At 64.5% G+C, this 24,611-nt stretch carries 22 protein-coding genes and 1 pseudogene; 15 read left to right on the top strand and 8 right to left on the bottom strand.

Annotated features, from left to right (window positions below; genetic code table 11):
- Positions 1 to 472: pseudogene (locus HYH07_RS17880) on the bottom strand (thiolase); the annotation flags it as partial.
- 3 nt (positions 473 to 475) lie between these two features.
- Positions 476 to 889, bottom strand: a complete 414-nt coding sequence (locus HYH07_RS17885; RefSeq protein ID WP_220003715.1) for a Zn-ribbon domain-containing OB-fold protein — start codon at positions 887 to 889, stop codon at positions 476 to 478.
- Positions 890 to 1,095: 206 nt separating this feature from the next.
- On the opposite strand from HYH07_RS17885, the gene HYH07_RS17890 reads away from it, so the two are divergent.
- From HYH07_RS17890 to alkB, 9 genes are all read left to right on the top strand, one after another.
- Positions 1,096 to 2,343, top strand: coding sequence for an amino acid ABC transporter substrate-binding protein (locus tag HYH07_RS17890; protein WP_220003716.1), 1,248 nt, complete (start codon positions 1,096 to 1,098; stop codon positions 2,341 to 2,343).
- Between the two features lie 40 nt (positions 2,344 to 2,383).
- Entirely contained in the window at positions 2,384 to 3,307 is a 924-nt protein-coding gene (locus HYH07_RS17895; protein WP_220003717.1) for a branched-chain amino acid ABC transporter permease, read from the top strand.
- Positions 3,300 to 4,220, top strand: a complete 921-nt coding sequence (locus tag HYH07_RS17900; RefSeq protein WP_220003718.1) for a branched-chain amino acid ABC transporter permease — start codon at positions 3,300 to 3,302, stop codon at positions 4,218 to 4,220. The genes HYH07_RS17895 and HYH07_RS17900 overlap by 8 nt, the downstream gene beginning before the upstream one ends.
- Complete coding sequence (locus tag HYH07_RS17905; protein WP_220003719.1) at positions 4,210 to 4,941, top strand: ABC transporter ATP-binding protein; 732 nt, start codon at positions 4,210 to 4,212, stop codon at positions 4,939 to 4,941. Before HYH07_RS17900 ends, HYH07_RS17905 begins: the two co-directional genes overlap by 11 nt.
- Positions 4,931 to 5,650: an ABC transporter ATP-binding protein gene (locus tag HYH07_RS17910; protein WP_220003720.1), complete on the top strand. Its 720-nt coding sequence runs from the start codon at positions 4,931 to 4,933 to the stop codon at positions 5,648 to 5,650. The genes HYH07_RS17905 and HYH07_RS17910 overlap by 11 nt, the downstream gene beginning before the upstream one ends.
- 42 nt (positions 5,651 to 5,692) lie before the next feature.
- Positions 5,693 to 7,042 carry an amidase gene (locus HYH07_RS17915; RefSeq protein ID WP_220003721.1) on the top strand — a complete coding sequence of 450 codons (1,350 nt, stop codon included), beginning with the start codon at positions 5,693 to 5,695 and terminating at the stop codon, positions 7,040 to 7,042.
- Positions 7,035 to 7,721 (top strand): DUF2848 domain-containing protein, encoded by a 687-nt coding sequence (locus tag HYH07_RS17920; protein ID WP_220003722.1) that lies wholly within the window; start codon positions 7,035 to 7,037, stop codon positions 7,719 to 7,721. The genes HYH07_RS17915 and HYH07_RS17920 overlap by 8 nt, the downstream gene beginning before the upstream one ends.
- 184 nt (positions 7,722 to 7,905) lie before the next feature.
- Positions 7,906 to 8,652 (top strand): 2OG-Fe(II) oxygenase, encoded by a 747-nt coding sequence (locus HYH07_RS17925; RefSeq protein ID WP_220003723.1) that lies wholly within the window; start codon positions 7,906 to 7,908, stop codon positions 8,650 to 8,652.
- A gap of 9 nt (positions 8,653 to 8,661) precedes the next feature.
- Positions 8,662 to 9,315, top strand: a complete 654-nt coding sequence (alkB, locus tag HYH07_RS17930) for a DNA oxidative demethylase AlkB (protein WP_220003724.1) — start codon at positions 8,662 to 8,664, stop codon at positions 9,313 to 9,315.
- A gap of 97 nt (positions 9,316 to 9,412) precedes the next feature.
- Here alkB and HYH07_RS17935 read toward each other — a convergent pair whose 3' ends face one another.
- From HYH07_RS17935 to hpaH, 6 genes are all read right to left on the bottom strand, one after another.
- A complete protein-coding gene (locus HYH07_RS17935; protein WP_220003725.1) occupies positions 9,413 to 11,038 on the bottom strand; it encodes a thiamine pyrophosphate-dependent enzyme in 1,626 nt (541 codons plus the stop codon).
- Between the two features lie 26 nt (positions 11,039 to 11,064).
- Positions 11,065 to 11,934: a fumarylacetoacetate hydrolase family protein gene (locus HYH07_RS17940; RefSeq protein ID WP_220003726.1), complete on the bottom strand. Its 870-nt coding sequence runs from the start codon at positions 11,932 to 11,934 to the stop codon at positions 11,065 to 11,067.
- A gap of 3 nt (positions 11,935 to 11,937) precedes the next feature.
- Positions 11,938 to 12,921, bottom strand: a complete 984-nt coding sequence (gene hpaD / locus HYH07_RS17945) for a 3,4-dihydroxyphenylacetate 2,3-dioxygenase (protein WP_220003727.1) — start codon at positions 12,919 to 12,921, stop codon at positions 11,938 to 11,940.
- A 126-nt stretch (positions 12,922 to 13,047) separates the two neighbouring features.
- On the bottom strand, positions 13,048 to 14,586 hold the full coding sequence (hpaE, locus tag HYH07_RS17950) for a 5-carboxymethyl-2-hydroxymuconate semialdehyde dehydrogenase (protein WP_220003728.1): 1,539 nt from the start codon (positions 14,584 to 14,586) through the stop codon (positions 13,048 to 13,050).
- Positions 14,579 to 14,977, bottom strand: a complete 399-nt coding sequence (locus HYH07_RS17955; protein ID WP_220003729.1) for a 5-carboxymethyl-2-hydroxymuconate Delta-isomerase — start codon at positions 14,975 to 14,977, stop codon at positions 14,579 to 14,581. Before HYH07_RS17955 ends, hpaE begins: the two co-directional genes overlap by 8 nt.
- 33 nt (positions 14,978 to 15,010) lie before the next feature.
- Entirely contained in the window at positions 15,011 to 15,817 is an 807-nt protein-coding gene (gene hpaH, locus HYH07_RS17960) for a 2-oxo-hept-4-ene-1,7-dioate hydratase (protein WP_220003730.1), read from the bottom strand.
- A 110-nt stretch (positions 15,818 to 15,927) separates the two neighbouring features.
- Here hpaH and hpaR point away from each other — a divergent pair, with 110 nt between their 5' ends.
- The 6 genes from hpaR (at position 15,928) to HYH07_RS17990 (ending at position 24,588) form a co-directional block, all read left to right on the top strand.
- Positions 15,928 to 16,446 (top strand): homoprotocatechuate degradation operon regulator HpaR, encoded by a 519-nt coding sequence (gene hpaR, locus HYH07_RS17965; RefSeq protein ID WP_220003731.1) that lies wholly within the window; start codon positions 15,928 to 15,930, stop codon positions 16,444 to 16,446.
- 179 nt (positions 16,447 to 16,625) lie between these two features.
- Positions 16,626 to 17,402: an aldolase/citrate lyase family protein gene (locus HYH07_RS17970; protein WP_220003732.1), complete on the top strand. Its 777-nt coding sequence runs from the start codon at positions 16,626 to 16,628 to the stop codon at positions 17,400 to 17,402.
- A gap of 95 nt (positions 17,403 to 17,497) precedes the next feature.
- Complete coding sequence (locus HYH07_RS17975; RefSeq protein WP_220003733.1) at positions 17,498 to 19,021, top strand: UxaA family hydrolase; 1,524 nt, start codon at positions 17,498 to 17,500, stop codon at positions 19,019 to 19,021.
- Between the two features lie 176 nt (positions 19,022 to 19,197).
- The gene (locus HYH07_RS17980) at positions 19,198 to 19,719 is read left to right on the top strand and encodes a PAS domain-containing protein (RefSeq protein ID WP_220003734.1); all 522 of its coding nucleotides are present in this window, start codon (positions 19,198 to 19,200) and stop codon (positions 19,717 to 19,719) included.
- A complete protein-coding gene (locus HYH07_RS17985; protein ID WP_220003735.1) occupies positions 19,697 to 21,001 on the top strand; it encodes a methyl-accepting chemotaxis protein in 1,305 nt (434 codons plus the stop codon). The genes HYH07_RS17980 and HYH07_RS17985 overlap by 23 nt, the downstream gene beginning before the upstream one ends.
- Before the next feature lie 317 nt (positions 21,002 to 21,318).
- Entirely contained in the window at positions 21,319 to 24,588 is a 3,270-nt protein-coding gene (locus HYH07_RS17990) for a DUF2126 domain-containing protein (RefSeq protein WP_220003736.1), read from the top strand.
- The last annotated feature ends 23 nt before the right edge of the window (positions 24,589 to 24,611 follow it).

Consider the following 24,611-nt stretch of genomic DNA (forward strand, 5'->3'; position numbering starts at 1 on the left):
GTTCATGGGTGATGCCGTAGGTCTTCATGAAGCGCAGCACGGGAATCGGGAACATGCTGGGCGGGCCGTAGACGCCATAGGGCGCCTCGAACTGGCCGTTGAGGCTGTCCGCCGGTGTCGAACGGGGCAGCTTGCCGATCATCGACTTTCCGCTCTCGGCATGGGTGATCAGGACGGTCTTGCAAAGACCAGCCTCGATCGCGGCGGCCGCATGGCGGACGTGCAACATGAACGAGCAGCCGCCGACGGACGTGCCGTCCACCCAGGTCGGCTTGATGCCGAGATAGTGGCAGACCTGCTGCGGCGTTTCGATCGCGGTGGCAAAGCCGTCGATGTCGGAGAGCTTCAGCCCGGCATCGGCGATCGCATTGAGTGCTGCATCCGCGTGGAGCTGGAGCTGCGAGGCGTTGGGGATGATTCCGAGTTCGGTGGTCTCGGCCGCGCCGACGACGGCAACCTGGTTCTTGCGCATGGCTTACCCTTTCGCCGGACGGAATACGGGTAGGGTGATCTTGTCGTCCAGCTGCTGGAACGCGACTTCGAGCTTCATGTCGAGCGCGAGCGCCTCCGGCGTCTGCGGGCAGTCGATGATGTTGCTCATCATCCGCGGTCCCTCGTCGAGCTCGACGACGGCGATCGCGTAAGGCGGCGTGAAGCCAGGCGCGGCAGGGCGGTGGTTGATGACGTAGCTGTAAAGGAAACCCTTGCCGCTCGCCTTGAAGACCGAGACCTTGCGCGAGGCGCAGGACGGGCAAAACGGGCGCGGCGGAAAGTAGACATGCGCACAGGCATCGCAGCGTTGCAGACGCAGTTCGCCCGCTTTGGTGCCATCCCAGAAATGCTGGGTTTCCGGCGTTGGTTTCGGTCGTGCGCGCTGCGGTTCGGCCATGTCGGCAGCTCCTCCCAAAGGCGAGAACTCGATGCTCGTCCGTTTCAATCTTGATGCGCCAATTGACTATCGCGCGTCAACGGTCCAGCACTGAGCTCTGCACGCGCCGTATTCCACCATGCGCACAATTGCTGACGGCGTGCTTGTGTGCCAGTAAGTTCGCACGGTACATAAGTGCCGAGACAAGAAGAGATCGGGAGGATTCCATGTTGAGATCAGTAGGCGTTGCGTTGGTTGCAGGTCTGGCCTTCGCTGCGCCGGCCCTTGCTGGGGATGCGCCGGCCGAGATCAAGATCGGAACGCTCTACGCCTCGAGCGGGCGCTATGCCTCGATCTCGATGCCGGTTCACTATGGGCTGAAGCTGTGGGTCGAACAGAAGAACGCCGAAGGCGGCGTCTATGTGAAGGCGTTCGACAGGAAGATCCCGATCAAGCTCGTTGCCTATGACGACCAGAGCAACACGGCGACCGCGGCGACATTGTACAATCAGCTCATCACCCAGGATAAGGTCGATCTTCTGGTTGCCGATTCCGGCTCGGTGCTGACCGCGCCTGCGGTCGCGATTGCCCGCGACCACAAGATGTTCCTGTTCGACCAGACCGGCACGGGCGCCAGCTTCTTCTCCAAGGACAATCCCTACATCGCCCTGATGGCCGATCCGGTGTCGACCATCTGGCCGAAGCCGGTCGCCGATTTCGTCTCGCATGATGGACCTGGCCTCGGCATCAAGAAGGTCGCGATCCTCTATGCGACCAACGAGTTCACGGGCACGCAGGCCAATGCCTTCCGGAAGTTCGTCAAGGAATCGGGCGCGCCGATCGAGATCGTCTACGATCAGGGCGTTCCCACCGAGACGACCAACTACACCGTCATCATCAACAACATCGCCAACACCAATCCGGACGCGGTGATTCACTTCGGCTATGCGCCGAACGACATCGCCTTCCTTCGCAACGTCCAGGACGTCGGCGTGGTCTTCAAGATGCTGTTCTCGATCTATGCCGGTCTGGAGACCGAGCTGCTCGAGAAGAACGTCGGTGAGAAGGGACTGGAGCACGTCTTCACCTACGTGCCGCCGCAGGAGCTGAAATATCCGGTGAATTTCGGGATGAACATCGACGAGTACAAGGCGGCGTGGAACAAGAAATATCCTGACGGCAAGGTCGAGTTCGGCTTCAACTCGGTTGCCGGCTACACCACGGCTCTGGTGATCGAAAAGACCCTGTCGGTCGCGACCAGCCTCGATCAGCTCGAGCTGCGCAAGGCGACCTTCAGCCTGTCCAACCAGCTGCAAACGCTGGACGGCACCTTTGCACTCGACGAGATGGGCGGCCAGATCGGCGAGCTCACGCCGCTCGGCCAGCTCGAGCTTGGCGATCACGGGCATCTCAAGTTCATCTCGATCTATCCCCATGAGACGGCGACCGGAAAGCCGGTCTATCCGCGTCCATGACGGGAAACCCTGCTGAGCAAGTGCTGGGAGTCGGCTGCTGATGTTGACCTACGCGTTGGTCGCCGGCGTCCTGTTCGGGCTGTATTTCAGCCTGGTCGGTATGGGGCTCAATCTGGTCTTCGGCGTCATGCGCATCGTCAACCTTGCGCATGGCGACGTCTTGATGCTCGGCGCCTTCGTGGCCCTTGGCGTCGTCACCCTGGCCGGAATCGACCCGCTGTTTGCGGTGCCGCTGGCATTCGTGCTGTTTCTGCTAGTCGGCACGCTGCTTTATTGGGTGCTGGTGCCGCGTCTGCAGGGATCGGCAAATCCCGAGATGCTGTCGATCATCCTGTTCTTCGGCCTGTCGCAGGTGATCGAAGCCATCACCACGATCTTCGCCGGCACCAGCGAGCGCTCGATCCAGAGCCGGCTGCTCGGCACGGTGTTCTCGACCATCAAGGTCCAGCTGTTCGGCGGCAAGCCGCAGACCGGTCCGATCCGCATCCTCGGCCAGGGATTTCCGGCGCCGTGGGTGATTGCTGCCGGAATCAGCCTGGTCGCGATCGGTCTCGTTTACGTCTATCTCTATCGCACGCGGCTCGGCACCTTGACGCGCGCCGTGATGTCGCGACGCGACGAGGCGTTGGCCTCGGGCATCGATGTCGATCGTGTCTCGGCCGCGGCGTTCGGAATTGGACTCGGGCTTGCTGCGGTTGCGGGCGTATTTGCGCCGTTCATGTTCGGCTCGATCACGCCGGCCTTCGGCGCGGACGCGACGGTGACGTCATTTGCGATCGTCGTGCTGGGTTCGCTCGGCAATCCGCTCGGCACGGCCCTCGGCGGTGTCGTCTATGGTGTCTGCTACATGCTGGTGCAGACCTATCTCAGCTCATGGGCGGACCTTCTGCCCTATGTGCTGCTGATCCTGATCCTCTTGCTACGTCCGAGCGGCCTGCTTGGAAGGCGGGTGCGCGTTGCCTAATGCCGTCAAGCATGTGCTGTTCATTCTGGTGCCGCTGATCGCCGTGTTTGCGGTGTTGCCGGGCCTCTACCAGAACCATCTGCTGCTGTTCAATTTCGTCACGTTCCTGATCCTCGCGCAGGGCGTCAACATCATCTACGGCTTCACCGGCTATCTGCCGTTCGGCTATGTCGGCTTCTTCGGGGCCGGCGCCTACGGATTTGCCGTGCTGGTGATGCATTATCAGTCGCCGGCGCTGGTGGCCGTGCTGGCGGCGGGGCTGGTCGGCGTGCTGCTCGGCCTGCTGCTGACACCGCTGTTGCGGCTCTCCGGCGCCTATTTCGCCATTGCCAATCTCGCCGCGTCGCTGGCTGTGCTGCACCTGGTCGCCAATCCCGCATTGGAGGGCATTACCAAGGGGCCGTATGGCGTGTCGCTGACGGGCACGTTCAACCCCTCGCACGCCTATGATGCGGCACTGGTGGTGCTGACATTGACGGTGGGCGGTGTCGTCTTCCTGAAGAATTCGAGCTTTGGGCTTGCACTGCAGGCCGTTCGCGAGGATTCGGTGAGCGCGTCGATGGCGGGGGTCAACGTCGTCAAGATGCGCATCGCGGCCTGGCTCGCCTCGGCGCTGGTGGCGGGGCTCGCCGGCGGCATCTATGCCTGGTACGTCTCCGTGTTCTATCCCGACAATGTCTTCAGCGGCGAGTTCAGCATCTTCGCGATCGTCTTCGCGCTGTTCGGAGGTGTCGCGACGATCTCCGGTCCGATCATCGGCGTGCTGATCCTGTACGGCGTCTATAATCTGATCGGGTTCACGACCCCGCAATATTTCCAGCTCATCTACGGTCTTCTCATCATGGGGTTGGTGTTGTTCCTGCCGGCAGGGCTGGTCTCGCTGGCGACGCGGAGGGGCTGGCATGTCCCCTGACACGAAACCCATTCTCAGCGTCGATAAGCTGGTGAAGCGCTTCGGCGGTTTCGTCGCGCTCGACGGCCTCAGCTTTCATGCCGCGCCCGGCGAGGTGCTGGGGCTGGTCGGTCCGAACGGTTCGGGCAAGACCACGGCCATCAACGTGATTTCGGGTCTCTATGCGCCCGACGGCGGCGAGGTCGCTTTCGATGGCGAGCCGATCGGCGGCGTTGCGTCCCACAAACTGGTCCATCGCGGCATCAACAGGACTTTCCAGGTGCCGAAGCCGTTCATGTCGCTGACCGTGCGGGAGAACGTCAGGGTCGCCCTGGCCTACGGCCACTTTGGCGGAACGCCGCCGGCGCTCGATGCGCTGCTCGACGAATATCGTCTGGACGCGGTCGCCGATCGGCCGGCAGCCGATCTCAACAGTGCGCAGCAGAAGATGCTGGATCTGGTCCGCGCCCTGGCGACGCGACCGCGCCTGCTGCTGCTCGACGAGCTCGCCGCCGGGCTCAATCCCGCCGAGCTCGACTGGATTGCCGAGCGGATCAAGCAGCTCGCGGCAGGCGGCATGTCGATCATCGTCGTCGAGCACCTGATGGGCTTCATCGAGCACATCACCGACCGCGTCATCGTTCTCAATGCGGGACGGGAAATCTTCGAGGGCAAGCTCGCTGCGGCCGTGAAGGAACCGCAGGTGATCGAGGTGTTTTTGGGAGGCGAGCATGCCGCCTGAAGCAACGCCTCTTCTCCAGGCGCAAGGCGTCGATGCGGGCTACGGCACGATGCAGGTGCTGTGGGGCGTCGATCTCGACGTCAAGCCCGGCGAGACGGTCCTGCTGCTCGGCGCCAACGGTGCCGGCAAGACCACGTTCCTGAAATCGCTGGTCGGCCTGGTCGAGGCCCGTCACGGCAGCATCGCGCTCGGCGGCCAGGATATCGCGCATATGCGCTCCAGCGACCGCATGAAGCTCGGCATGACCTACATGTCGGAGCTCGCGGTGTTTCCTGACCTGTCGATCGAGGAGAACATCCTGGTGGGGGCCCAGGCGCTGGGACATGCCAACCCGCGCCGGCGCCTCGACGAGCTCTATGGCCTCTTTCCCGTTCTGCGCGACAAGCGCCGCGACGCCGCCTCCAGCCTGTCAGGCGGGCAGCGCAAGATGCTCGGGATCGCCAAGGCGCTCGCGGCCGAGCCGAAGCTTCTCGTCATGGACGAGCCTTCGGCCGGGCTGTCGCCGCTGTTCGTCAAGGAGGTCATCCGTATCCTGAACGGCCTGCAGGGGCGCGGGATCGCGCTTTTGATCGCCGAGCAGAATATCGGTTTCCTTGAAGTGGCAACCCGCGTATTTGTCTTGGAAGGCGGGCGCATTCGCTTTTCCGGCACGGTTGCCGAGATGACCGATAACGAGGCGCTGCGGCGCGCCTATTTTGGATTGAAATAGCGCGGCAGCGTTTTGGCCGCGCCCGACGCAGGCGAACCAGACATGCCGAACGCCCCGACCCTCGCTACACTGGCCGACGATCTCGAAAGCGGCCGTACCACCTCCCGAAAACTGGTCGAGGCGTGCATCGCCAGGATCGCCGATCCCGCCGGCGAGGGGCAGCGCACCTTCATCCATGTCGACAAGGATGCCGCGCTGACCACCGCCGACGCCATGGATGCCCTGCGCAAGGTCAAGGCGGCGCCCTCCCGTTATGCCGGTATCCCGATCTCAATCAAGGATCTGTTCGACATCAAGGGACAGACCACGCGCGCCGGCTCCCGTGCGCTCGACGATTCCGATCCGGCCGAGCACGATGCGGCGGCGGTCGCGCGGCTGCGCAAGGCAGGCTTTGTCGTGATCGGACGCACCAACATGACCGAGTTCGCCTATTCCGGCATCGGTATCAATCCGCACTATGGGACACCTAAAGGCGCCTGGAACCGGGCCGTGGGGCACGTGCCGGGCGGCTCGTCCTCGGGCGCGGCGGTCTCCGTGCTCGACGGCATGGCCCATGGCGCGCTCGGCACCGACACCGGCGGCTCCTGCCGCATTCCTGCGGCCTATAACGGCATCGTCGGCTACAAGCCGACGCAGCGCCGCGTGCCGCTGGATGGCTCCGTGCCGCTGTCGTTCTCGCTCGACAGCATCGGCCCCTTGGCGCGCTCGGTCAGTTGTTGTGCCATTCTCGATGCGGTGCTGGCGAACGAGCCGGTCACGGCGCTCACGCCGCGTCCCGTGAAGGGCATGCGGCTGGCCGTGCCGACCACGATTGCGCTTGACGATCTCGACTTCCCGGTCGCCGAAACCTTCGAACGCGCGTTGAAATCGCTCGCCGATCACGGCGCCATCATCGAGCGCATCGAGATGGCCGAATTCCACGACATCGGCCCGATGAACGCCAAGGGTGGCTTTGCGGCGTCCGAGAGCTATGCCTGGCATCGTTATCTCATCACGGCCAAGGGTGACGTCTACGATCCGCGCGTCGCCGTCCGCATCATGCGCGGCGAGGCGCAGAGCGCGGCCGACTACATCGATCTGCTCAACGAGCGCCGCTCGCTGATCGCCCGCGTCAACGCCCGCATTGCACCCTACGACGCGTTGGTGCTCCCGACCACCGCCAACACGCCGCCGAAGATCGCAGATCTCGCCGACGACAAGGCGTTCACGACGCAAAACCTGCGCGCGCTGCGCAATTGCACGCTGATCAACGTGATCGACGGCTGTGCCATCTCGCTGCCGGCGCATCGCGAGGGCGAGGTTCCCGTCGGCCTGATGCTTGCCGGAGCGGGCGGCTCGGACCGCCGTATTTTTGAACTTGCTGCCGGCATGGAGGCCGTCATTCGTGTTTGATCTGACTTTCACCATCGACGCCCAGGACACCACCACGCCGCTGACCTTGGCGATCGACCAGATGGTCATCGCCGGATGGACCGGCCGCGATCCTGTTGCGCGCGACAAGCACATTGCCGAGCTGCAGGAGATGGGTATCGCCCCGCCGGCCTCGACGCCGATCTACTATCGTGCCTCGGCGCGGCGGCTGACCCAGGAAGACAGCATCGAATGCACCGGCGGCGATTCCTCCGGCGAGGTCGAGTTCGTGCTGGTCGGCTGGCAGGGCCGTATCTTCGTCGGCTGCGGCTCGGATCACACCGACCGCAAGGTCGAGGCCTACAACGTCACAGTCTCCAAGCAGATGTGCGACAAGCCGATCGCCTCCACGCTGTGGGAGCTCGAGGATGTCATCGGCCACTGGGACAAGATGATCCTGCGCTCCTACGCCACCATCAACGGCCAGCGCGTGCTCTACCAGGAGGGTACGCTGGACGCGATGCTGCCGGTAGCCGAGCTCATCACGCGCGGCTTCGCGGGCGGCAAGTTCCCCGACGGCTGCGCCATGTTCGGTGGCACCTTTGCGGCCAAGGGCGGCATCCGCCCTGCGAACCGGTTCGACTTCGAACTTGAGGATCCCGTGCTGAAGCGGATCATCAGGCACGGCTACGATGTGGTGACGCTGCCGGTGCGAGGCTAAGGCGCTTCCTCCGTCACTGCGAGCGCAGCTCTCTCCGTGTCATTGCGAGGGGCCCTTGCGACGAAGCAATCCAGGCTGGTTCCGCGGAGGGATTCTGGATTGCTCCGCTACGCTCGCAACGACAAGGAGACAGTCATCGGAAATCGGGTGGTCGGGTGAACGTCGGCCTGCGAAGTTGGTTGTTATGACAATGACCGCTCGGAAACCGCCCCAAAATCCCTCCGCCGACCTCGCCACCCATGTCGACAGCCTCGACTGGCCGCAAATCACCGCCGAACTCGACTCCCATGGCTGCGCCGTCCTCAAGGGCCTCCTCACGCCCGACCAGTGCCGCGCCATCGCCGCGCTCTATTCCGACGACGCGCACTTCCGCAGCCGCATCGTCATGGGTCGCCACGGCTTTGGCCGCGGCGAGTACAAATATTTCTCCTATCCGCTGCCCGATCCGATCGCGGAGCTGCGCCCGGCGCTCTATAGGCATCTGCAAGGCGTCGCCAACCGCTGGAACGAGGGGATGGGGATCGACATCCGCTATCCGACCTCGCACGCCGCGTTCCTGAAGCGCTGCCATGAGGCGGGGCAGGTCCGGCCGACGCCGCTGCTGCTGCAGTACGAGGCCGGCGATTACAACTGCCTGCATCAAGACCTCTACGGCGAGCATGTGTTCCCGCTCCAGGTCGCGATCCTGCTGTCCGAGCCGGGAGGCGATTTCACCGGCGGCGAGTTCGTGCTGACCGAGCAGCGCCCGCGCATGCAGTCCCGCGCCGAAGTGGTTCCGCTGATGCAGGGCGATGCGGTCGCCTTCGCTGTGCATCACCGCCCGGTGCAGGGGACACGCGGCACGTATCGCGTTAATCTCCGCCACGGCGTCAGCAGGCTTCGTTCGGGGCAGCGCCACACGCTGGGTGTGATCTTCCATGATGCCAAATGAGCGGAGCCATTGACGGCTGATTTGTTCGACAGCGTTGCCGAAGCCCAACCGTCGCGCGAGCAGATCGCGGACGGCGCCGTGCTGCTGCGCGGCTTCGTCAGGCCGATCGAGGACGAGCTGATCGAAGCGGTGCGCGCCATCGTGGTGCAGTCGCCGTTCCGGCGAATGACCACGCCCGGCGGCTACCAGATGTCGGTGGCCATGACCAATTGCGGCGAGCGCGGCTGGATCACCGATCACACCGGCTACCGCTATGATCCCATCGATCCGCGAACCGGCGCGCCATGGCCGGCGATGCCGCCGGCGTTTCGCGATCTCGCCCACCGTGCGGCGGAGCAGGGCGGCTTCAAGCACTTCGCTCCCGACGCGTGCCTGATCAACCGCTACGAGCCCGGCACGCGGCTGTCGCTGCATCAGGACAAGGACGAGCTGGACTATTCGGCGCCGATCGTCTCGGTCTCGCTCGGCCTGCCCGCGACCTTCCTGTTCGGCGGCCTGGCGCGCGCCGACAAGCCGCGCCGCTTTCGCCTTGTGCATGGCGACGTCGTGGTGTGGGGCGGGCCGAGCCGGCTCGCCTATCACGGCGTCGCGCCGCTGGCCGAGGGCGAGCACGCGCTGCTCGGGCGTATCAGGATCAATTTGACGTTCCGCCGGACGCGGTGATCTTTCCCGTCATTCCGGGGCGCGCGTAAGCGCGAACCCGGAATCTCGAGGTTCCGGATTCGGCTCTGCGAGCCGCTCCGGAACGACGATGTCTTGATTACGGCTTCGGCGGGTGGATGAATGCCCAGGGGCTCACCTCGGAGTCCCGCGGCACTTCCACTGAGATCAGATACGGCCCACGATGGGCGAGCGCCTTCTCCATCGCGGACTTGAACTGGTCCGGCGCCGTGACGCGCGCGGATGCCACGCCAAAGGACTCCGCGAGCTTGACGAAGTCAGGATTGACCAGATCGGATGCCACCACGCGACCGTCAAAGCGTTCGCGCTGGTCGCGGCGGACATTGCCATAGGCGTTGTTGTTGAACACCAGCGTCACCACGCCGATGTTGAACTGCACGGCGGTGGCCAGCTCCTGCACGCCGAACATGAAGCCGCCGTCGCCGGTAATCGCAACCACCGGCGTGTCGGGACTGGCGACTTTGGCCCCTAACGCCGTCGGAAAGCCCGAACCGAGCGTGCCCTGATAGCCAGAGGTGATGAAGGTCCGCGGCTGGTAGATCGGAAAGCCGTACCAGGAGGCGAAGCCGAACTGCGACAGCTCGTCGGTGACGATCGTGTTCGCCGGCAGCACCTCGCGCAAAATGTTGAGATACGCCATCTGCGGCTGGACGCGCTGGATCTCTGCCAGCGCCGTCGCGGTCGCCTCGCGGATCGCCCCGCGGCGGCCGGCGATCTTGCTGTAGCCGACCTTGCTGACGGCGGCGACGAGATCGGCGGTCGCGGCCTTGGCATCGGCAACGATGGAAGCGTCCGAAATGAAGCGTCGCATCTCGACGGGATCGATATCGATCCGGATGCTCTTCAATCCGTCCGGCCGATAAGGCCAGCGCGACATCGTCGGCAATTCCAGCCGCGTGCCGATGCCGATCATCAGGTCCGTCTTGGCCCACAGCTTGTAGGCGGCAGCCATGGTCAGGCCAAGTCCGTGCGCATTGGAGACGATGCCGCGGCCGCTGCGGAAGGCGACCACGGGCGCATCGATCATCTCGGCGAGCTCGAGGATTTCCTCGCCTGCCTCGATCGCGCCGCTGCCGACGAAGATCATCGGTGCTTTGCTGGCCTTGATCAGCGCTGCGGCCTGCTTGATCGCATCGGGATCGGGGAGCGGCGCGGGCAGGGGCTCCAGCACCTGCGCAGCGGCGGTGTCCGCGCGCTGCGTAAAGATATCCCACGGCATCTCCACCGAGGCGGGGCCGCGTCGGCCGGACATCATTTCCTGGAAGGCGCGCGCCACCGTGGTCGGTGCATTGGCAGGAGCTTCGATCCTGTCGGCCCATTTCACATAGCTCCGCAAGGTCGCGAGCTGGTCCGGCATCTCGTGCAGATGGCCGCGCCCCTTGCCCAGAAACTGCGTCGGCACTTGTCCGGTGACGCACAGCACCGGCTCGTTGCAGCCGTAAGCGGTGAGCAGCGCCGCGCTGGCGTTGAGCACGCCGGGGCCGGGAACCACGCTGAACACGCCGGGCCGGCCGCTCGCGCGCGCATAGCCGAACGCCATGTAGCCGCAGGCCTGTTCGTGCCGCGCGCCGATCACCTTGAGCTGAGCCTGTTGGAAGGCGTCGAACAGGCCGTAGATCTGCGCGCCAGGCAGGCCGAACACGGTGTCGACGCCATGGGCGACGAGCCCGCTTACGATCGCTTCGCCGCCGGTGAGGGTGGTCATTGCATCATTCCATTCGTGTTGTTGTCTTAGGCTTCGTCGACGACGCCGTTGCGTAAAACTCCGATGCCCTCGGCCGCGACCTCAATGACGTCACCGGGCTTCAGGTACCGCGGCGGATCGAATCGCGCACCCGCGCCGGTCGGCGTGCCCGTGACGATGATGTCACCGGGCACGAGCGTCGCGAAGGTCGAGATATAGCTGATGAGATAGCGGAACGGAAACATCAGCCGGCTGGTGCGGTCGTCCTGCCTGAGCTCGCCATTGACATGCGTGGTGAGCCTGATGTCGGCAAGCTGTGCTTCCCTGGTGTAAGGCACCAGCCACGGCCCGAGGCTGCCGCTGGAGTCAAAATTCTTGCCTTGCGTGACGTTGAACTTGGCGTGGCGCAGCCAGTCGCGCACTGAGCCTTCGTTGCAGAGCGTCAGCGCGGCGACGTGATCGAGCGCAGCGCTCTGCTTGATGTGCCGGCCGGCCTTGCCGATCACCAGCACGATCTCGCCTTCATAGTCGAGCTGCGCGGACGCGCGCGGGCGCACCAGCGGCGTGTCGTGGCCGACGAAGGAGCGGGGCGAGCGCATGAACATGCTCGGATATTTCGGCGCATCCTGGCCGTCCTTGTACTCGGCGTTGCGGTCGGGATAGTTGACCCCGATGCAGATGATCTTTTCCGGCGCTGGCACCGGCGGCAGCCATGTGATCTCGCCGAGCGCGTGAACCGGCGTACGGCTGGCGGCCTCTTCGGCGAGGGGCACGTGCTTGCCGGCGGCGATCACCTCGCGCAGCGTCGGATAATCCTTGGCGTAGCGCGCAGAGAGATCGACGATGCCGCCCTCCAGGACGGCGCCGTAGCGGGTTTCACCCTTGACGGAATAGGTAGCGAGGCGGGGGAGCTTCATCGCTTAATCCGCCACCAGCACATCGGCGACGAATTTCGGCTCGCGCACGGCCTGGCCCGTGAACGGCGAGCCCTGTTCGAACCATGAGCGGGGCGCCGGCGCGCCCCACAGCGTCTGGCGGCGCGGGTCGCGCAGCGACCAGCGCAGCGGCTCGTGGTCATGATCCCCGGTAAAATAATCGCTGGTGTAGAGCTCGAGGCGGTGGCCATCGGGATCGCGGACGTAGAGGAAGAACGCGTTCGAGATGCCGTGGCGCCCGGGGCCGCGCTCGATGTTCTTCACAAAGCCCTGTGAAGCCATCACGTCGCAGAGATGGATGATGTTCATCGCCGTCGGCGTCCAATAAGCGAAGTGGTGCAGGCGGGGGCCCTTGCCATTCGTGATCGCAAAGTCATGGACGTTGCCCTTGCGATGCATCCAGGCGGCGGCGATGCGGCCGTTCGGCCCATCTTCCTCGGCGTATTCAGTGAGGCGGAAGCCGAGCCGCGCATAGAAGTCGACTGTGTCCTGCACCTCGGCGGCGAAGACGTTGAAATGGTCGAGCCGCTGCGGGTGGCAGCCCCGGTAGAGGTCGTAGCGGCGCAAGAGATGCGGCCGCCGCTCCATCGAGGCATAGAGCTCGATCTGGAAGCCGAAGGGATCGGTGAATTGCAACGTGCGCCCCTGGAACGGCTGATCGACCAAGGCATGGGCGAGGCCGTTTTCGGACAGAAACTTTGCGGCCTTGTCGAGATCGCCCTCATTGCCGACCTTGAAGCCCAGCCGGGCGCAGGCCGGCGCCGCAGCTTTCCGCAGCACCAGCGAGTGGTGCTGATGCTCCTCGGCGGCGCGCAAATATACGATGTTGTCGTCGGCATCCTCGACATGCAGACCGACGGTGATCTCGTAGAACTCGCGGCTCAGCTTCAGATCAGTGACGTCGAGCACGACGTGGCTCGAGCGGATGATGTTGAACGGCGGCTCGAAGATATGTTGCGGTACCGGCATTGGCGTTTCCCCTCCTGTCATTCCGGGGCGTGCGAAGCACGAACCCGGAATCCATCACGCGGCAGAGTTGGTGGATGAATGGATTCCGGGTTCGATGCTTCGCATCGCCCCGGAATGACCGTTTCCCTAAATTCCCAGTTTCTGAATCTTGTGCGTGCCCCGCGCCAGCGAGACGTGCTTGGTTTCCATATAGAAATCGAATGAGTAATCGCCGCCGTCGCGGCCGATGCCGGAGGCCTTCATGCCGCCGAACGGTGTCGGCAGATGGCGGACGTTCTCCGAGTTCAGCCAGATCATGCCGGCTTCCAGCGCGTCGGCAACGCGAAGAGCGCGGCCGACATTGTTGGTCCAGACATAACCGGTGAGGCCATAGCGGATGTCGTTGGCGATCTCGATGGCGTCGGCTTCGTCGTTGAACGGCAACACGGTGAGGAAGGGGCCGAACACCTCCTCCTGCGCCACGCGCATCCTGCCGTGCGCGCGCGTCACCAAGGTCGGCTCGACATAATGTCCGCCGCCGGGACCGTCATAAGCCTTGCCGCCGACGGCGATGGTCGCGCCGTCCTGGCGCGCGACGTCGAAATAGGAGCAGACCTTTGCGAGGTGCCGCTCGTGGATCAGCGGCCCGATCTCGGTGGCGGGATCGAGGGGATGGCCGACCTTCAGCGCCTTCACGCGCGCAGTCAGCTTCTCAACGAATTTCTCGGCAATGTTCTGCTGGATCAGCAGGCGGCTCGACGAGGTGCAGCGCTCGCCATTGAGCGAGTAGATCATGAACACGACGGCATCGAGTGCGCGGTCGAGATCGGCGTCGTCGAACACAATCACGGGGTTCTTGCCGCCGAGCTCGAAATGCACGCGCTTCAGCGTCGGCGCGCCCTGGACCATGATCGCCGAGCCCGTCGCGCTCTCACCGACGAAGCCGATCGCCTTGATGGCGGGGTGCTCGGTCAGCGCCTTGCCGGCCTCTTCGCCAAAACCGTGCACGGTATTGAGCACGCCGTCGGGCACGCCGGCTTCCCTGACCAGCCGCGCCAGAATGGCCGCCGTCACCGGCGACCACTCCGCCGGCTTGTGCACGACGGTGCAGCCGGCGGCCAGGGCCGGCGCGATCTTCCAGGTCGAGAGCATGAAGGGCGTATTCCACGGCGTGATCACGCCAACCGGGCCGATCGGCACGCGGGTCGAGATGTTCCAGTGCTCATCGCTCGGGGTGTTGAGGCCGTCGCGCGCTTCGGCGCATTTGTCGGCGAAGAAGCGGAAGTTCTCGGCGGCACGGATCGCGGCCTTGGCCATGAAGCGATAGGCTTGTCCGGTGTCGATGCATTCGAGGACGGCGATGTCCTCGGCATTGTCCTCGATCGCATCGGCGACGCGATGCAGCAGCTTACGCCGCATCGCCGGTCCCATGTCGCGCCAGGACTTGAAGGCAAGCGCTGCGGCTGTAGCGGCGGCATCGATGTCCTCGGCGTTGCCGCGCGCGACGCTCGCGAGTGTCGCGCCGTCGACCGGCGACTTCGTCTCAAAAGTCTCGCCGGAGATCGACGGCACGATCTTGCCGTCGATCATGTGACCGATGCCGTCCGCCCTGAGTTTCTTCAGCAGCGGCGCGACGCGGTCGCGATTGGCCTGGAATACGTCGACTTTCGGAGCGGGCTTATCCATGGGCGGCTTCCGCTTTCAGGGCGTGGTGGATATTGTTGCGCTTCCAGCTGGTGTCCTTGTCGTTGATCTGCATGTCGAACGACAGAGCGAACTTGCTGGCGGCGAAGACGGGATCGAGATGCTTTGAGAGTGCCTGGAAGACGTGCTCACCGGCTTTCTGGCGGGTCGGCAGATCGCGGCCCTCGCCGATGCGCAGCACCATGTCGAGGAAGCCGTAATCGTGCCTGCCATCTGCGATCGCGTAATACTCGCATTTGATGGCGCGAACACGGATGCCGCCGAGCGGGAAGATACCGGTCTCGACCGCCGCTTTGCGCACGACCTCGCACACCGCGCCGATGTCGAGGCAGCCATCGAGATTGGCCGAGTATTCGATCCTGAAATGCGGCATGGCGGTTTCACTCCTTAGGTCGTCTTATTGCTTCTAAGCGAAGTAGCAGCTGACCGAGCCGTAGGCACCGTAATCGGCTTGAATTGTGTCGCCCTTGCGGGTCTCGATCGGACGGATGAAGGAGCCGGCGAGCACGATCTGGCCGGGCTCGAGCGCAAGGCCGAGCGGCGCGATCTTGTTGGCAAGCCAGGCAACCGCGGTTGCGGGATGATTGAGCACGCCGGCGGCAAGGCCGGTCTCTTCCAGCTGGCCGTTCCTGAAGCAGAGCGCACCGATCCAGCGCAGGTCAGCCTCGAGTGGACGGATCGGCCGTCCCCCGAGCACGATGCCAGCGTTCGCCGCATTGTCGGCGATGGTGTCGCAGATTTTTCGCGTCGCCTTGGTCTTGGCATCGACGCGCTCAATCCGCGTGTCCAGGATCTCCAGCGCCGGCACCACGAAGTCGGTGGCGTTGAGCACGTCGAACATCGTGCAGTCCGGCCCCGACAAGCGTTTGCTCATGACGAAGGCGAGCTCCGCCTCGATCCGCGTCGCGATGAAGCGGTCGGTCGGAACGACCCCGCCATCGGCGAAGAACATGTCGTCGAGCAGCACGCCGGAATCAGGCTCGTTGATGTCCAGCGCGCTTTGCATCGCTTTCGAGGTCAGGCCGATCTTGTGGCCTTTGACGATCCGTCCCTCGGCGATCTTGATGTCGACCCATGCCTTCTGAATCGCGTAGGCGTCAGTGATGGTGATCTCGGGGAAATCCTGCGACAGCTGCCGGATCTGCACGCGGGTCTTCTCCGCCTGGTGCAGACGGCCCGCGCAAGCTTGGATATCGTCGTGGGAAAGCGCCATCCCTGATCTTAAAAAACGTGGTGCCGAAGATATTTAACATGTTAAGTGAATGCGTCAAACACAAATCGGGCTTGCTGCACTGCAAACGTTTGGTGGTCTGAGAGGGTATCATGGCGAAGAGACCGGCTGATCCGATCAGCGCAAGCGCGCCTGCCGCCCGGCAAGTGCCGATGCGCGACTTCTCGCGCTCGCTGCCGATGTCGCTGCTGCGGGCGCGCGAGGCAGTGATGCGGCAGTTCCGTCCCTCGCTGCGCGAGCATGGCCTGACCGAGCAGCAATGGCGCATCCTGCGCGCGCTCGCCGCCATCGAGGCCGCCGAGGTCACGGAACTCGCGCGCACCGCATTTCTCCTGGGCCCGAGCCTGTCGCGCATCCTGCGCGATCTCGAGGCGCGTAATTTGATCGAGCGCAGGACGGCGAAGACCGACCAGCGCCGCAGCATGGTCTCGATCTCGAAAGAGGGCGTGAAGCTGATGGCCTCCGTTGCGCCATCCTCGGAAGCGATCTATGCCGAGATCACGCGGCGCTTTGGCGCACGCAAGCTTGCTGACTTGCAGGAGATGCTTGGAGAACTCGAGCAGAGCCTTGCCGGGCTCAGTGGTGGCGATGAGGCAAGTGCCGAGGAGTGAAACCAGATATGCGCGCCAGCGCGGCAACAGCCATGGACATTGCCGTCGTTTTTCGCTCAAAGTGCCGCCCAAGCTGATCCGTCCAAAATCGGCACCGGAAAGCAGGATCTCACTGTCGTCGCCGCCGTCATGGTGACGAAGATCCAAACAGCGTTCGAAGCAACAAGAAGGAAGGCAACGTGGCGAACAAGGTCAAGGACATCTGGAAGTCGGGCAAGGCCGTGGTCAACGCGTGGCTCGCCATTCCCTCCGGCTTCTCGGCTGAGATGATCGCGCAATGCGGCTTCGACAGCGTCACCGTCGACATGCAGCACGGCGTGCAGGACTATCTGTCGATGGTGCAGTGCTTCCAGGCCATGGACAAGCACCCGGTGACCCCGATGGTCCGCGTGCCCTGGAACGAGCCCGGCATCATCGGCAAGGTGCTCGATGGCGGCGCCTATGGCGTGATCTGCCCGATGGTCAACACGCCGCAGGAAGCCAGGAACCTCGTTTCCTACTCGAAATATCCGCCGCAGGGGGTCCGTTCCAACGGCCCGATCCGCGCCGGCATGTACGGCACCGCGGGCTCGTACCAGAAGACCGCCAACGCCGACACCATCCTGCTGCCGATGATGGAGACCAGGACTGCGGTCGAGAACATGGAAGCGATCCTCGACGTCGAGGGCATCGATGGCGTCTATATCGGCCCGTCCGACCTCGGCTTCTCCTACGGCCTGGAGCCGAAGCTCGACCGCACCGAGCCCGAGATCCTGGCGATCTACGACAAGATCATCAAGGAATGCGGCAAGCGCGGCCTCAACCCCGGGATCCATTGCAGCGGCGCCGAAGGCGCAGCACGCGCCATCAACATGGGCTTCAAGCTCGTGACGCTCTCGAACGAGGTCGGCATGATGACGACCTACGCCAGGATGCAGGTCAACGCCACCCGCAAGGATTCCGGCGGCAAGGCCTGACAAGTCTCGCGAATGGCGAATGGGGAGTAGCGAACGGCTGCTCCCTTTTCCATTCGCCACTCAACATTCGCTACTCGCCTCCGAAGGAGACTCCCATGACCATCAGCCCCGTCATCCGCCTGCATCCCGATGATGGCGTGCTGATCGCGCGCGCCAGCCTGCCGCCGGGAACATTGGTGGCCGACGGCGTCACCACGGTCGAGCGCATTCCCTCCGGCCACAAGGTCGCGATCAAGCCGTTCGCGGTGGGCGAGCCCGTGATCCGCTATGGCCAGATCATCGGCTTTGCGACGAAGGCGATCGCGCCGGGCCAGCACGTGCACGTGCAGAACATCGGCATGGGGGATTTCGCCAAGGACTACGCCTATTGCGCCGACGTCAAGCCGACGCCCAATTTCGACCTGCCCGCGACCTTCGAAGGCATCCGCCGCCCGGACGGCCGCGTCGCCACGCGCAATTATATCGGCATCCTCACCTCGGTGAATTGCAGCGCACATGTTGCTGGCCTCGTCGCCGACGTCTTCAAGAAGAATCCCTTCACGGGCGACAATCCGCTAGCCGAGTTTCCGAACGTCGACGGCGTCGTCGCCCTGACGCACAAGACTGGCTGCGGCATGACGCAGAACGAGCCGCTCGCGCTGCTCCGCCGCACGCTCGGCGGCTATGCGCGGCACGTCAATTTCTCCCACGTCATCGTGCTCGGCCTCGGCTGCGAGGTGAACCAGATCGGCGGCCTGATGGAAGAGCAGAAGCTCGCCGGCCGCCTGCGCGCGATGGACATCCAGGAGGTCGGCGGCACCCGCAAGACCGTTGAAGCCGGCATTGCCTTCGTGCGCGAGGCGCTGACCGACGCCAACAAGGTCAAGCGCGAGAGCGTGCCCGCGAGCGAGCTCACCGTGGCGCTGCAATGCGGCGGCTCGGACGGGTATTCCGGCGTCTCGGCCAACCCGGCGCTGGGTGTGGCCAGCGACCTCATTGTGCGCCACGGCGGTACCGTGATCCTGTCGGAGACGCCCGAGACCTATGGTGCCGAGCATCTCTTGACGCGCCGCGCCGTCAGCCGCGAGGTTGGCGAGAAGCTGGTCGATCTCATGCGCTGGTGGGACGAATACACTGCGCGGGAAGGCGCCGAGATGAACGCCAACCCGAGCCCCGGCAACAAGGCCGGTGGCCTCACCACGATTCTGGAAAAGTCGCTCGGCGCGATGGCCAAGGCCGGCACCACCAACCTCGTCGAGGTGCTGCGCTACGCCGAGCCCGTCACAAAGAAGGGCTTTGTCTTCATGGACACGCCCGGCTACGACCCTGTCGCAGCAACGGGGCAGGTCGCCGGCGGCGCCAACCTCGTCTGCTTCACCACCGGGCGCGGCAGCGTGTTCGGCTGCAAGCCGGCGCCCTCGATCAAGCTCGCCACCAACACGCCGATGTACAAGCGCATGGAAGAGGACATGGACGTCAATTGTGGCACCATCCTCGAAGGCGAGGAGAGCGTCCAGCAATGCGGCGAGCGCATCTTCGATCTCATCCTGAAGACCGCCTCCGGCCAGCTGACCAAGAGCGAAAGCTTCGATTTCGGCGGCGCCGAGTTCGCGCCGTGGGTGCTTGGCGCAACGATGTGATCGCGCGCGGCGGTAGCTGGACACAGCAGGCCGCCGGCTACGTAATCATACGTAGGCGTCATTTGATCGCACGGGTTCCCGTGCTCACCGCTGATTAATATTTGCTGCCGTAATCCTGAATCGAAGCGGGTTCGACTCCTCACGGCGTTGCCCCTTCGCGAGGGATTGGGCGACAGATGACGTATGCGATAAGACCGACCGGCGTGGAGAGTTTCCTCGGCGAGGAAGAGCTGATCGTGTCGAAGACCGATCTCAAAGGCCGCATCACCTACGCCAACGACGTCTTCGTCCGCATGGCGAAGTACAGCTACGCGGAGCTGATGGGCGCGCCCCACAGCCTGATCCGGCATCCCGACATGCCGCGCGCCGTCTTCAAGCTGCTCTGGGACACGCTGCAATCCAAGCAGGAGATCTTCGCCTATGTCGTCAATCTGGCGAAGGACGGCAGCCATTACTGGGTCTTCGCCCACGTCACGCCGACCTTCGACGAGCGCGGCAATATCGTCGGCTATCACTCAAACCGTCGCAAGCCCGATCCCGTCCAGATCGAGCGCATCAAGCCGATCTACAACACGCTGTGCACTGAGGAGGCGCGGCACGCCAATGCCAAGGACGGCATGCATGCGAGCTTCGATGCGATGGTCGGACTCCTAAAGCAACAGGGTGTCGGTTACGATGAATTTGTGCTCTCTCTCTAAGGCGCAGCGAGCGGCCGCGCTCGCGTGGGTTTTTGCCGTGGTCGCGCTCGTCCTCTCGCTTCTTGGCGTGACCGGACTCTCTGTTGCGGCATTGCTCGGCGCAACCGTCGCGCTGCTCGGCTACGCGGTCTGGTGCCAGCATCGCACGGCGGTGGCCGTCGACGAGGTGGCCGATGTCTGCCGCAAGGCCTCGCACGGCGATCTCGAAGCGCGTATCCTGAGCGATCGTCAGGCCGGCCGGATCGGATCGATCCAGAAATCGGTCAACGACATGCTCGACATCACCGACGCCTTCGTCCGCGAAGCGTCGGCGTCGATGGACTATGCCAGTCGCGGCAAGTATTTCCGCAAGATCCTCGCGCGCGGTCTGCCCGGCTCGTTCCGCCGTTCGGCCACCGTCATCAATTCCGGCACCGACAGCCTCGGCCGCCGCGTGGTCGAGATCGGCGATCTCGCGCGACAGTTCGGTACTCATCTCGACGCCGTCGCCGGCACGCTGATGGGCGCGGCAACGGATCTCGAATCCGACGCCGGCCAGATGGCGACCGCAGCCGAGAAGACCAGCCGCCAGACCTCCGGCGTGCTCAGCGCCTCCGACCAGGCCTCGCGCAACGTCGCGACCGTCGCCAGTGCCGCCGGGCAGCTCGCATCCTCGATCGCCGAGATCGGCCGCCAGGTTGCCGGGTCGACCGCGAGCACGGGCCGCGCCGTGACTGAAGCGAACCGCGCCGGCAGCGAGATTCGAAACCTCGCGGATGCCGCCCTGCGGATCGGCGACGTCGTCAAGCTGATCAGCGAAATCGCTTCGCAGACCAATCTGCTTGCGCTCAATGCCACCATCGAGGCGGCGCGTGCCGGTGAGGCCGGCCGCGGCTTTGCGGTCGTGGCTTCCGAGGTCAAGAGTCTCGCCAACCAGACCGCCAGGGCGACCGAGGAGATCAGCGCCAAGGTCGGCGAGATGCAGCAATCGACCACCAACTCGGTCGCGGCGGTCGAGGCGATCGCACAGACCATCGCCGAGATCAACGGCATCACCGCCTCGATCGCGACCTCGATCGAGCAGCAGGGTCTCGCCACCCGCGAGATCGCCCGCAACGTCCAGGAAGCCTCGGCCGGTACCGCGCAGATGTCCTCCAATGTGACGGGCATCAGCGAGGCCGCCGCCGACACCGGCCGCGTCGCAGCCCGCGTCAACAGCGCCTCCGAGCGCGTCCACGGCGAGGTCGAGACTCTCCGGCGCGAGGTGACGCAGTTTTTGCAGAGGCTGACCTCGGCAGCGTAGGAGTTTAGGGGAGAACGACGCGATCGCTGCGAGGCGGGGAAGGGGGCTCTATCCGCCGGGCTCGGAATCGTAGGGTGGGCAAAGGCGCACTTGCGCCGTGCCCACGCAACAGAAGCCGTGGGCAGGCTTCCGCCTTCGCTCTTCGAGCTACGGCGGACAAGTCTCTTTGCCCACCCTACGATGCTGCCCGTGTAGAGCTCCATCCGGGTTACGGGGCCACGGCGGATACTTCCTAGGCAGCCTCTGCCCGTTGTTAGTGCTTGATCGCATTGACGTCAGGTGTTCTGCTCAAAAAAGCTGCTGGAGCACCGTACCCCGTGTCGATCTACGTCGCATTACACCACGTCACGCACTACAAATACGACCGCCCGATCGATCTGGGACCGCAGACCATCCGCCTGCGGCCGGCGCCGCACACGCGGACGCCGATCCTGAGCTATTCGCTCAAGGTCACGCCATCCAATCACTTCGTAAACTGGCAGCAGGACCCGCAGGGCAACTGGCTGGCACGCTACGTCTTTCCGGAGAAGACCACCGAGCTGAAATTCGAGGTCGACTTCACCGCGCAGATGACGACGGTCAACCCGTTCGACTTCTTCGTCGAGCCCTATGCCGACAGCTTCCCCTTCGAGTATCCCAGGGATCTCAAGACCGAACTGGCGCCGTATCTCGAGACCATCAAGCCTGATCCGGCCTTTGCAAAATATCTGGCCTCGATCCCGCGCGAGGCGCCGAACACGGTCAACTTTCTGGTCGATCTCAATCGCGAGCTGCAGAAGAAGATCAGCTACATCATCCGCATGGAGCCCGGCGTGCAGACGCCGGAGGAGACGCTCACCTCCTGCGCCGGCTCATGCCGCGACTCCGCCTGGCTGTTGATCCAGACCTTTCGCCATCTCGGCCTCGCCGCCCGCTTCGTCTCCGGCTATCTGATCCAGATCCGCCCCGACATCGATCCGATCGAGGGGCCGCCCGAGGTCGAGAACGATTTCACCGATCTGCATGCCTGGGCCGAGGTCTATCTGCCGGGCGCGGGCTGGATCGGGTTTGACGCGACCTCGGGCATGCTGGCCGGAGAGGGGCACATCCCCGTCGCCGCCACGCCTCATTACCGCTCGGCCGCGCCGATCTCGGGCGGCGCCGGCTTTGCCGAGGTCGAGTTCTCCTTCGACATGAGCGTGAAGCGCATCCGCGAAGCGCCGCGCATCACAAAGCCATTCTCGGACGATTCCTGGGCGCGCCTCAATGATCTCGGCGAGCAGGTGGACGGCGATCTCGCCGCGCAGGACGTGCGGCTCACCATGGGCGGCGAGCCGACCTTCGTGTCCGTTGATGATCTCGAAGCGGCGGAATGGAATACGGAAGCCGTCGGTCCGACCAAGCGCACGCTCGGCGACGAACTGATCCGCCGTCTGCGCAATCGCTTCGCACCGGGCGGCCTGCTGCATTACGGCCAGGGCAAATGGTATCCGGGCGAGAGCCTGCCGCGCTGGGCCTTTGGTCTCTACTGGCGCAAGGACGGCGTGCCGATCTGGAAGAACGCAGACCTCATCGCGAAAATCGAGAACCCCAGGCGCGCCCAGACCGAGGATGCCGAGGATTTCATCGAGGGCACGGCGGCACGGCTCGGGCTCGATCCCGGCTACATCATTCCGGCCTATGAGGATACGGTCTACTGGCTCCAGAAGGAAGCCGAGCTTCCGATCAACGTCGATCCTTCCAATTCGCAATTGTCCGATCCCGAAGCGCGCGCCCGCATGGCGCGGGTGTTCAACCAGGGCCTCCGCGCGCCGCGCGGCTTCGTGCTGCCGGTGCAGCGCTGGAACGCGCCGCCGCGCTGGCGCAGCGAGCGCTGGCAACTCCGGCGCGGCCACCTGTTTCTCTCGCCGGGCGATTCACCGCTCGGCCTGCGGTTGCCGCTCGGCTCGCTCGGCTATGTCCCGCCCAATCAATATCCCTACATCGTCGAGCAGGACCCGATGGAGGCGCGCGGCAAGCTGCCGGTATTCACGCTGCCGGAGCGCCCGAAAGCGCCGCCTCGCGCCGCGCCCGAGCATCTCAACACATCCATTCCCGTCCGCACCGCGCTGTCGATCGAAGTACGCGACGGCGTGATCTGCGCCTTCATGCCGCCGGTCGAGCGCATCGAGGATTATCTCGAGCTGATCGCGGCGATCGAGGCCACCGCCGAAGAGATGCAGCTCCAGGTCCATGTCGAGGGCTATGCACCGCCGTTCGATCCGCGCATCGAGGTCATCAAGGTGACGCCCGACCCTGGTGTCATCGAGGTCAACATCCAGCCGGCACAGAGCTGGCGCGATGCGGTCGAGATCACCTCGGGTCTCTATGAGGACGCCGGAAAAGTCCGTCTCGGCGCCAATCGTTTTCTGCTCGACGGTCGTCACACCGGCACCGGCGGCGGCAATCACGTCGTGATCGGCGGCTCGAGTCCGCAGGATTCGCCCTTCCTGCGCCGGCCCGATCTCTTGAAGAGCCTCGTATTGTACTGGCAACGGCATCCGTCGCTGTCGTACTTCTTCTCGGGTCTGTTCATCGGCCCGACCAGCCAGGCGCCGCGCATCGACGAAGCCCGCCACGACAGCATCTACGAGCTCGAGATCGCGCTCTCGCATGTGCCGCCGCCAGGCTACCAGGTGCCGCTGTGGCTGGTGGACCGGCTGTTCCGGCATCTGCTCGTCGACATCACCGGTAACACCCACCGCTCCGAGATCTGCATCGACAAGCTCTATTCGCCCGACGGTCCGACCGGACGTCTCGGCCTCGTCGAATTCCGCGCGCTCGAAATGCCGCCCGATCCGCGCATGTCGCTGGCGCAGCAGCTGCTGATTCGCGCGCTGATCGCAAAGTTCTGGCGCGAGCCGCAACAAGGCAAGTTCGTGCGCTGGGGCACCGCACTGCATGATCGCTTCATGCTGCCGCATTTCATCTGGGAAGATTTCCAGGACGTGCTCTCCGAGCTGAAAAGCTCCGGATATGCGTTCGAGCCGGAATGGTATCTGGCCCAGCTCGAATTCCGCTTCCCCGGCTTCGGCCGCGTCCATCACGGCGGCGTGACGTTGGAGCTGCGGCAGGCGCTGGAGCCCTGGCACGTCCTGGGTGAAGAAGGCTCGGCCGGGGGCACGGTGCGCTATGTCGATTCGTCGGTCGAGCGGCTCCAGGTCAAGGCCGAGGGCTTCGTCGAAGGCCGCCACATCATCACCTGCAACGGCCGCCGCCTGCCGATGACCTCGACCGGCCGCTCGGCCGAGGCCGTGGCCGGCGTCCGCTTCAAGGCCTGGCAGCCGGCCTCCGGCCTGCACCCGACCATCCCGGTCCATGCGCCGCTGACTTTTGACCTGATCGACAGCTGGAACGGCCGCTCGCTCGGCGGCTGCGTCTATCACGTCGCCCATCCCGGCGGCCGCAACTACGAGACCAAGCCCGTGAACACCTACGAGGCCGAGGCGCGGCGGCTGGCGCGTTTCCAGGACCACGGCCATACGCCGGGGCCGATCCAGCCGCCGCCGGAGGAACGCACAAATGAATTTCCCCTGACCCTCGACTTGCGAACCTCGCTCCTGCAATGAGTATGATGGCGGGGCAGGGAGAG

Origin of the sequence: Bradyrhizobium sp. BR 10261, from assembly GCF_019455395.1 — a bacterium.
Lineage (GTDB): Bacteria > Pseudomonadota > Alphaproteobacteria > Rhizobiales > Xanthobacteraceae > Bradyrhizobium > Bradyrhizobium manausense.

What these genes read in the sequence shown, in the direction of transcription:
- HYH07_RS17885 (WP_220003715.1), bottom strand. Translation starts at nt 889, where the DNA reads ATGGCCGAACCGCAGCGCGCACGACCGAAACCAACGCCGGAAACCCAG.
- HYH07_RS17890 (WP_220003716.1), top strand. Translation starts at nt 1,096, where the DNA reads ATGTTGAGATCAGTAGGCGTTGCGTTGGTTGCAGGTCTGGCCTTCGCT.
- HYH07_RS17895 (WP_220003717.1), top strand. Translation starts at nt 2,384, where the DNA reads ATGTTGACCTACGCGTTGGTCGCCGGCGTCCTGTTCGGGCTGTATTTC.
- HYH07_RS17905 (WP_220003719.1), top strand. Translation starts at nt 4,210, where the DNA reads ATGTCCCCTGACACGAAACCCATTCTCAGCGTCGATAAGCTGGTGAAG.
- HYH07_RS17910 (WP_220003720.1), top strand. Translation starts at nt 4,931, where the DNA reads ATGCCGCCTGAAGCAACGCCTCTTCTCCAGGCGCAAGGCGTCGATGCG.
- HYH07_RS17915 (WP_220003721.1), top strand. Translation starts at nt 5,693, where the DNA reads ATGCCGAACGCCCCGACCCTCGCTACACTGGCCGACGATCTCGAAAGC.
- HYH07_RS17925 (WP_220003723.1), top strand. Translation starts at nt 7,906, where the DNA reads ATGACAATGACCGCTCGGAAACCGCCCCAAAATCCCTCCGCCGACCTC.
- HYH07_RS17935 (WP_220003725.1), bottom strand. Translation starts at nt 11,038, where the DNA reads ATGACCACCCTCACCGGCGGCGAAGCGATCGTAAGCGGGCTCGTCGCC.
- HYH07_RS17940 (WP_220003726.1), bottom strand. Translation starts at nt 11,934, where the DNA reads ATGAAGCTCCCCCGCCTCGCTACCTATTCCGTCAAGGGTGAAACCCGC.
- hpaD (WP_220003727.1), bottom strand. Translation starts at nt 12,921, where the DNA reads ATGCCGGTACCGCAACATATCTTCGAGCCGCCGTTCAACATCATCCGC.
- hpaE (WP_220003728.1), bottom strand. Translation starts at nt 14,586, where the DNA reads ATGGATAAGCCCGCTCCGAAAGTCGACGTATTCCAGGCCAATCGCGAC.
- HYH07_RS17955 (WP_220003729.1), bottom strand. Translation starts at nt 14,977, where the DNA reads ATGCCGCATTTCAGGATCGAATACTCGGCCAATCTCGATGGCTGCCTC.
- hpaH (WP_220003730.1), bottom strand. Translation starts at nt 15,817, where the DNA reads ATGGCGCTTTCCCACGACGATATCCAAGCTTGCGCGGGCCGTCTGCAC.
- hpaR (WP_220003731.1), top strand. Translation starts at nt 15,928, where the DNA reads ATGGCGAAGAGACCGGCTGATCCGATCAGCGCAAGCGCGCCTGCCGCC.
- HYH07_RS17975 (WP_220003733.1), top strand. Translation starts at nt 17,498, where the DNA reads ATGACCATCAGCCCCGTCATCCGCCTGCATCCCGATGATGGCGTGCTG.
- HYH07_RS17980 (WP_220003734.1), top strand. Translation starts at nt 19,198, where the DNA reads ATGACGTATGCGATAAGACCGACCGGCGTGGAGAGTTTCCTCGGCGAG.
- HYH07_RS17985 (WP_220003735.1), top strand. Translation starts at nt 19,697, where the DNA reads ATGAATTTGTGCTCTCTCTCTAAGGCGCAGCGAGCGGCCGCGCTCGCG.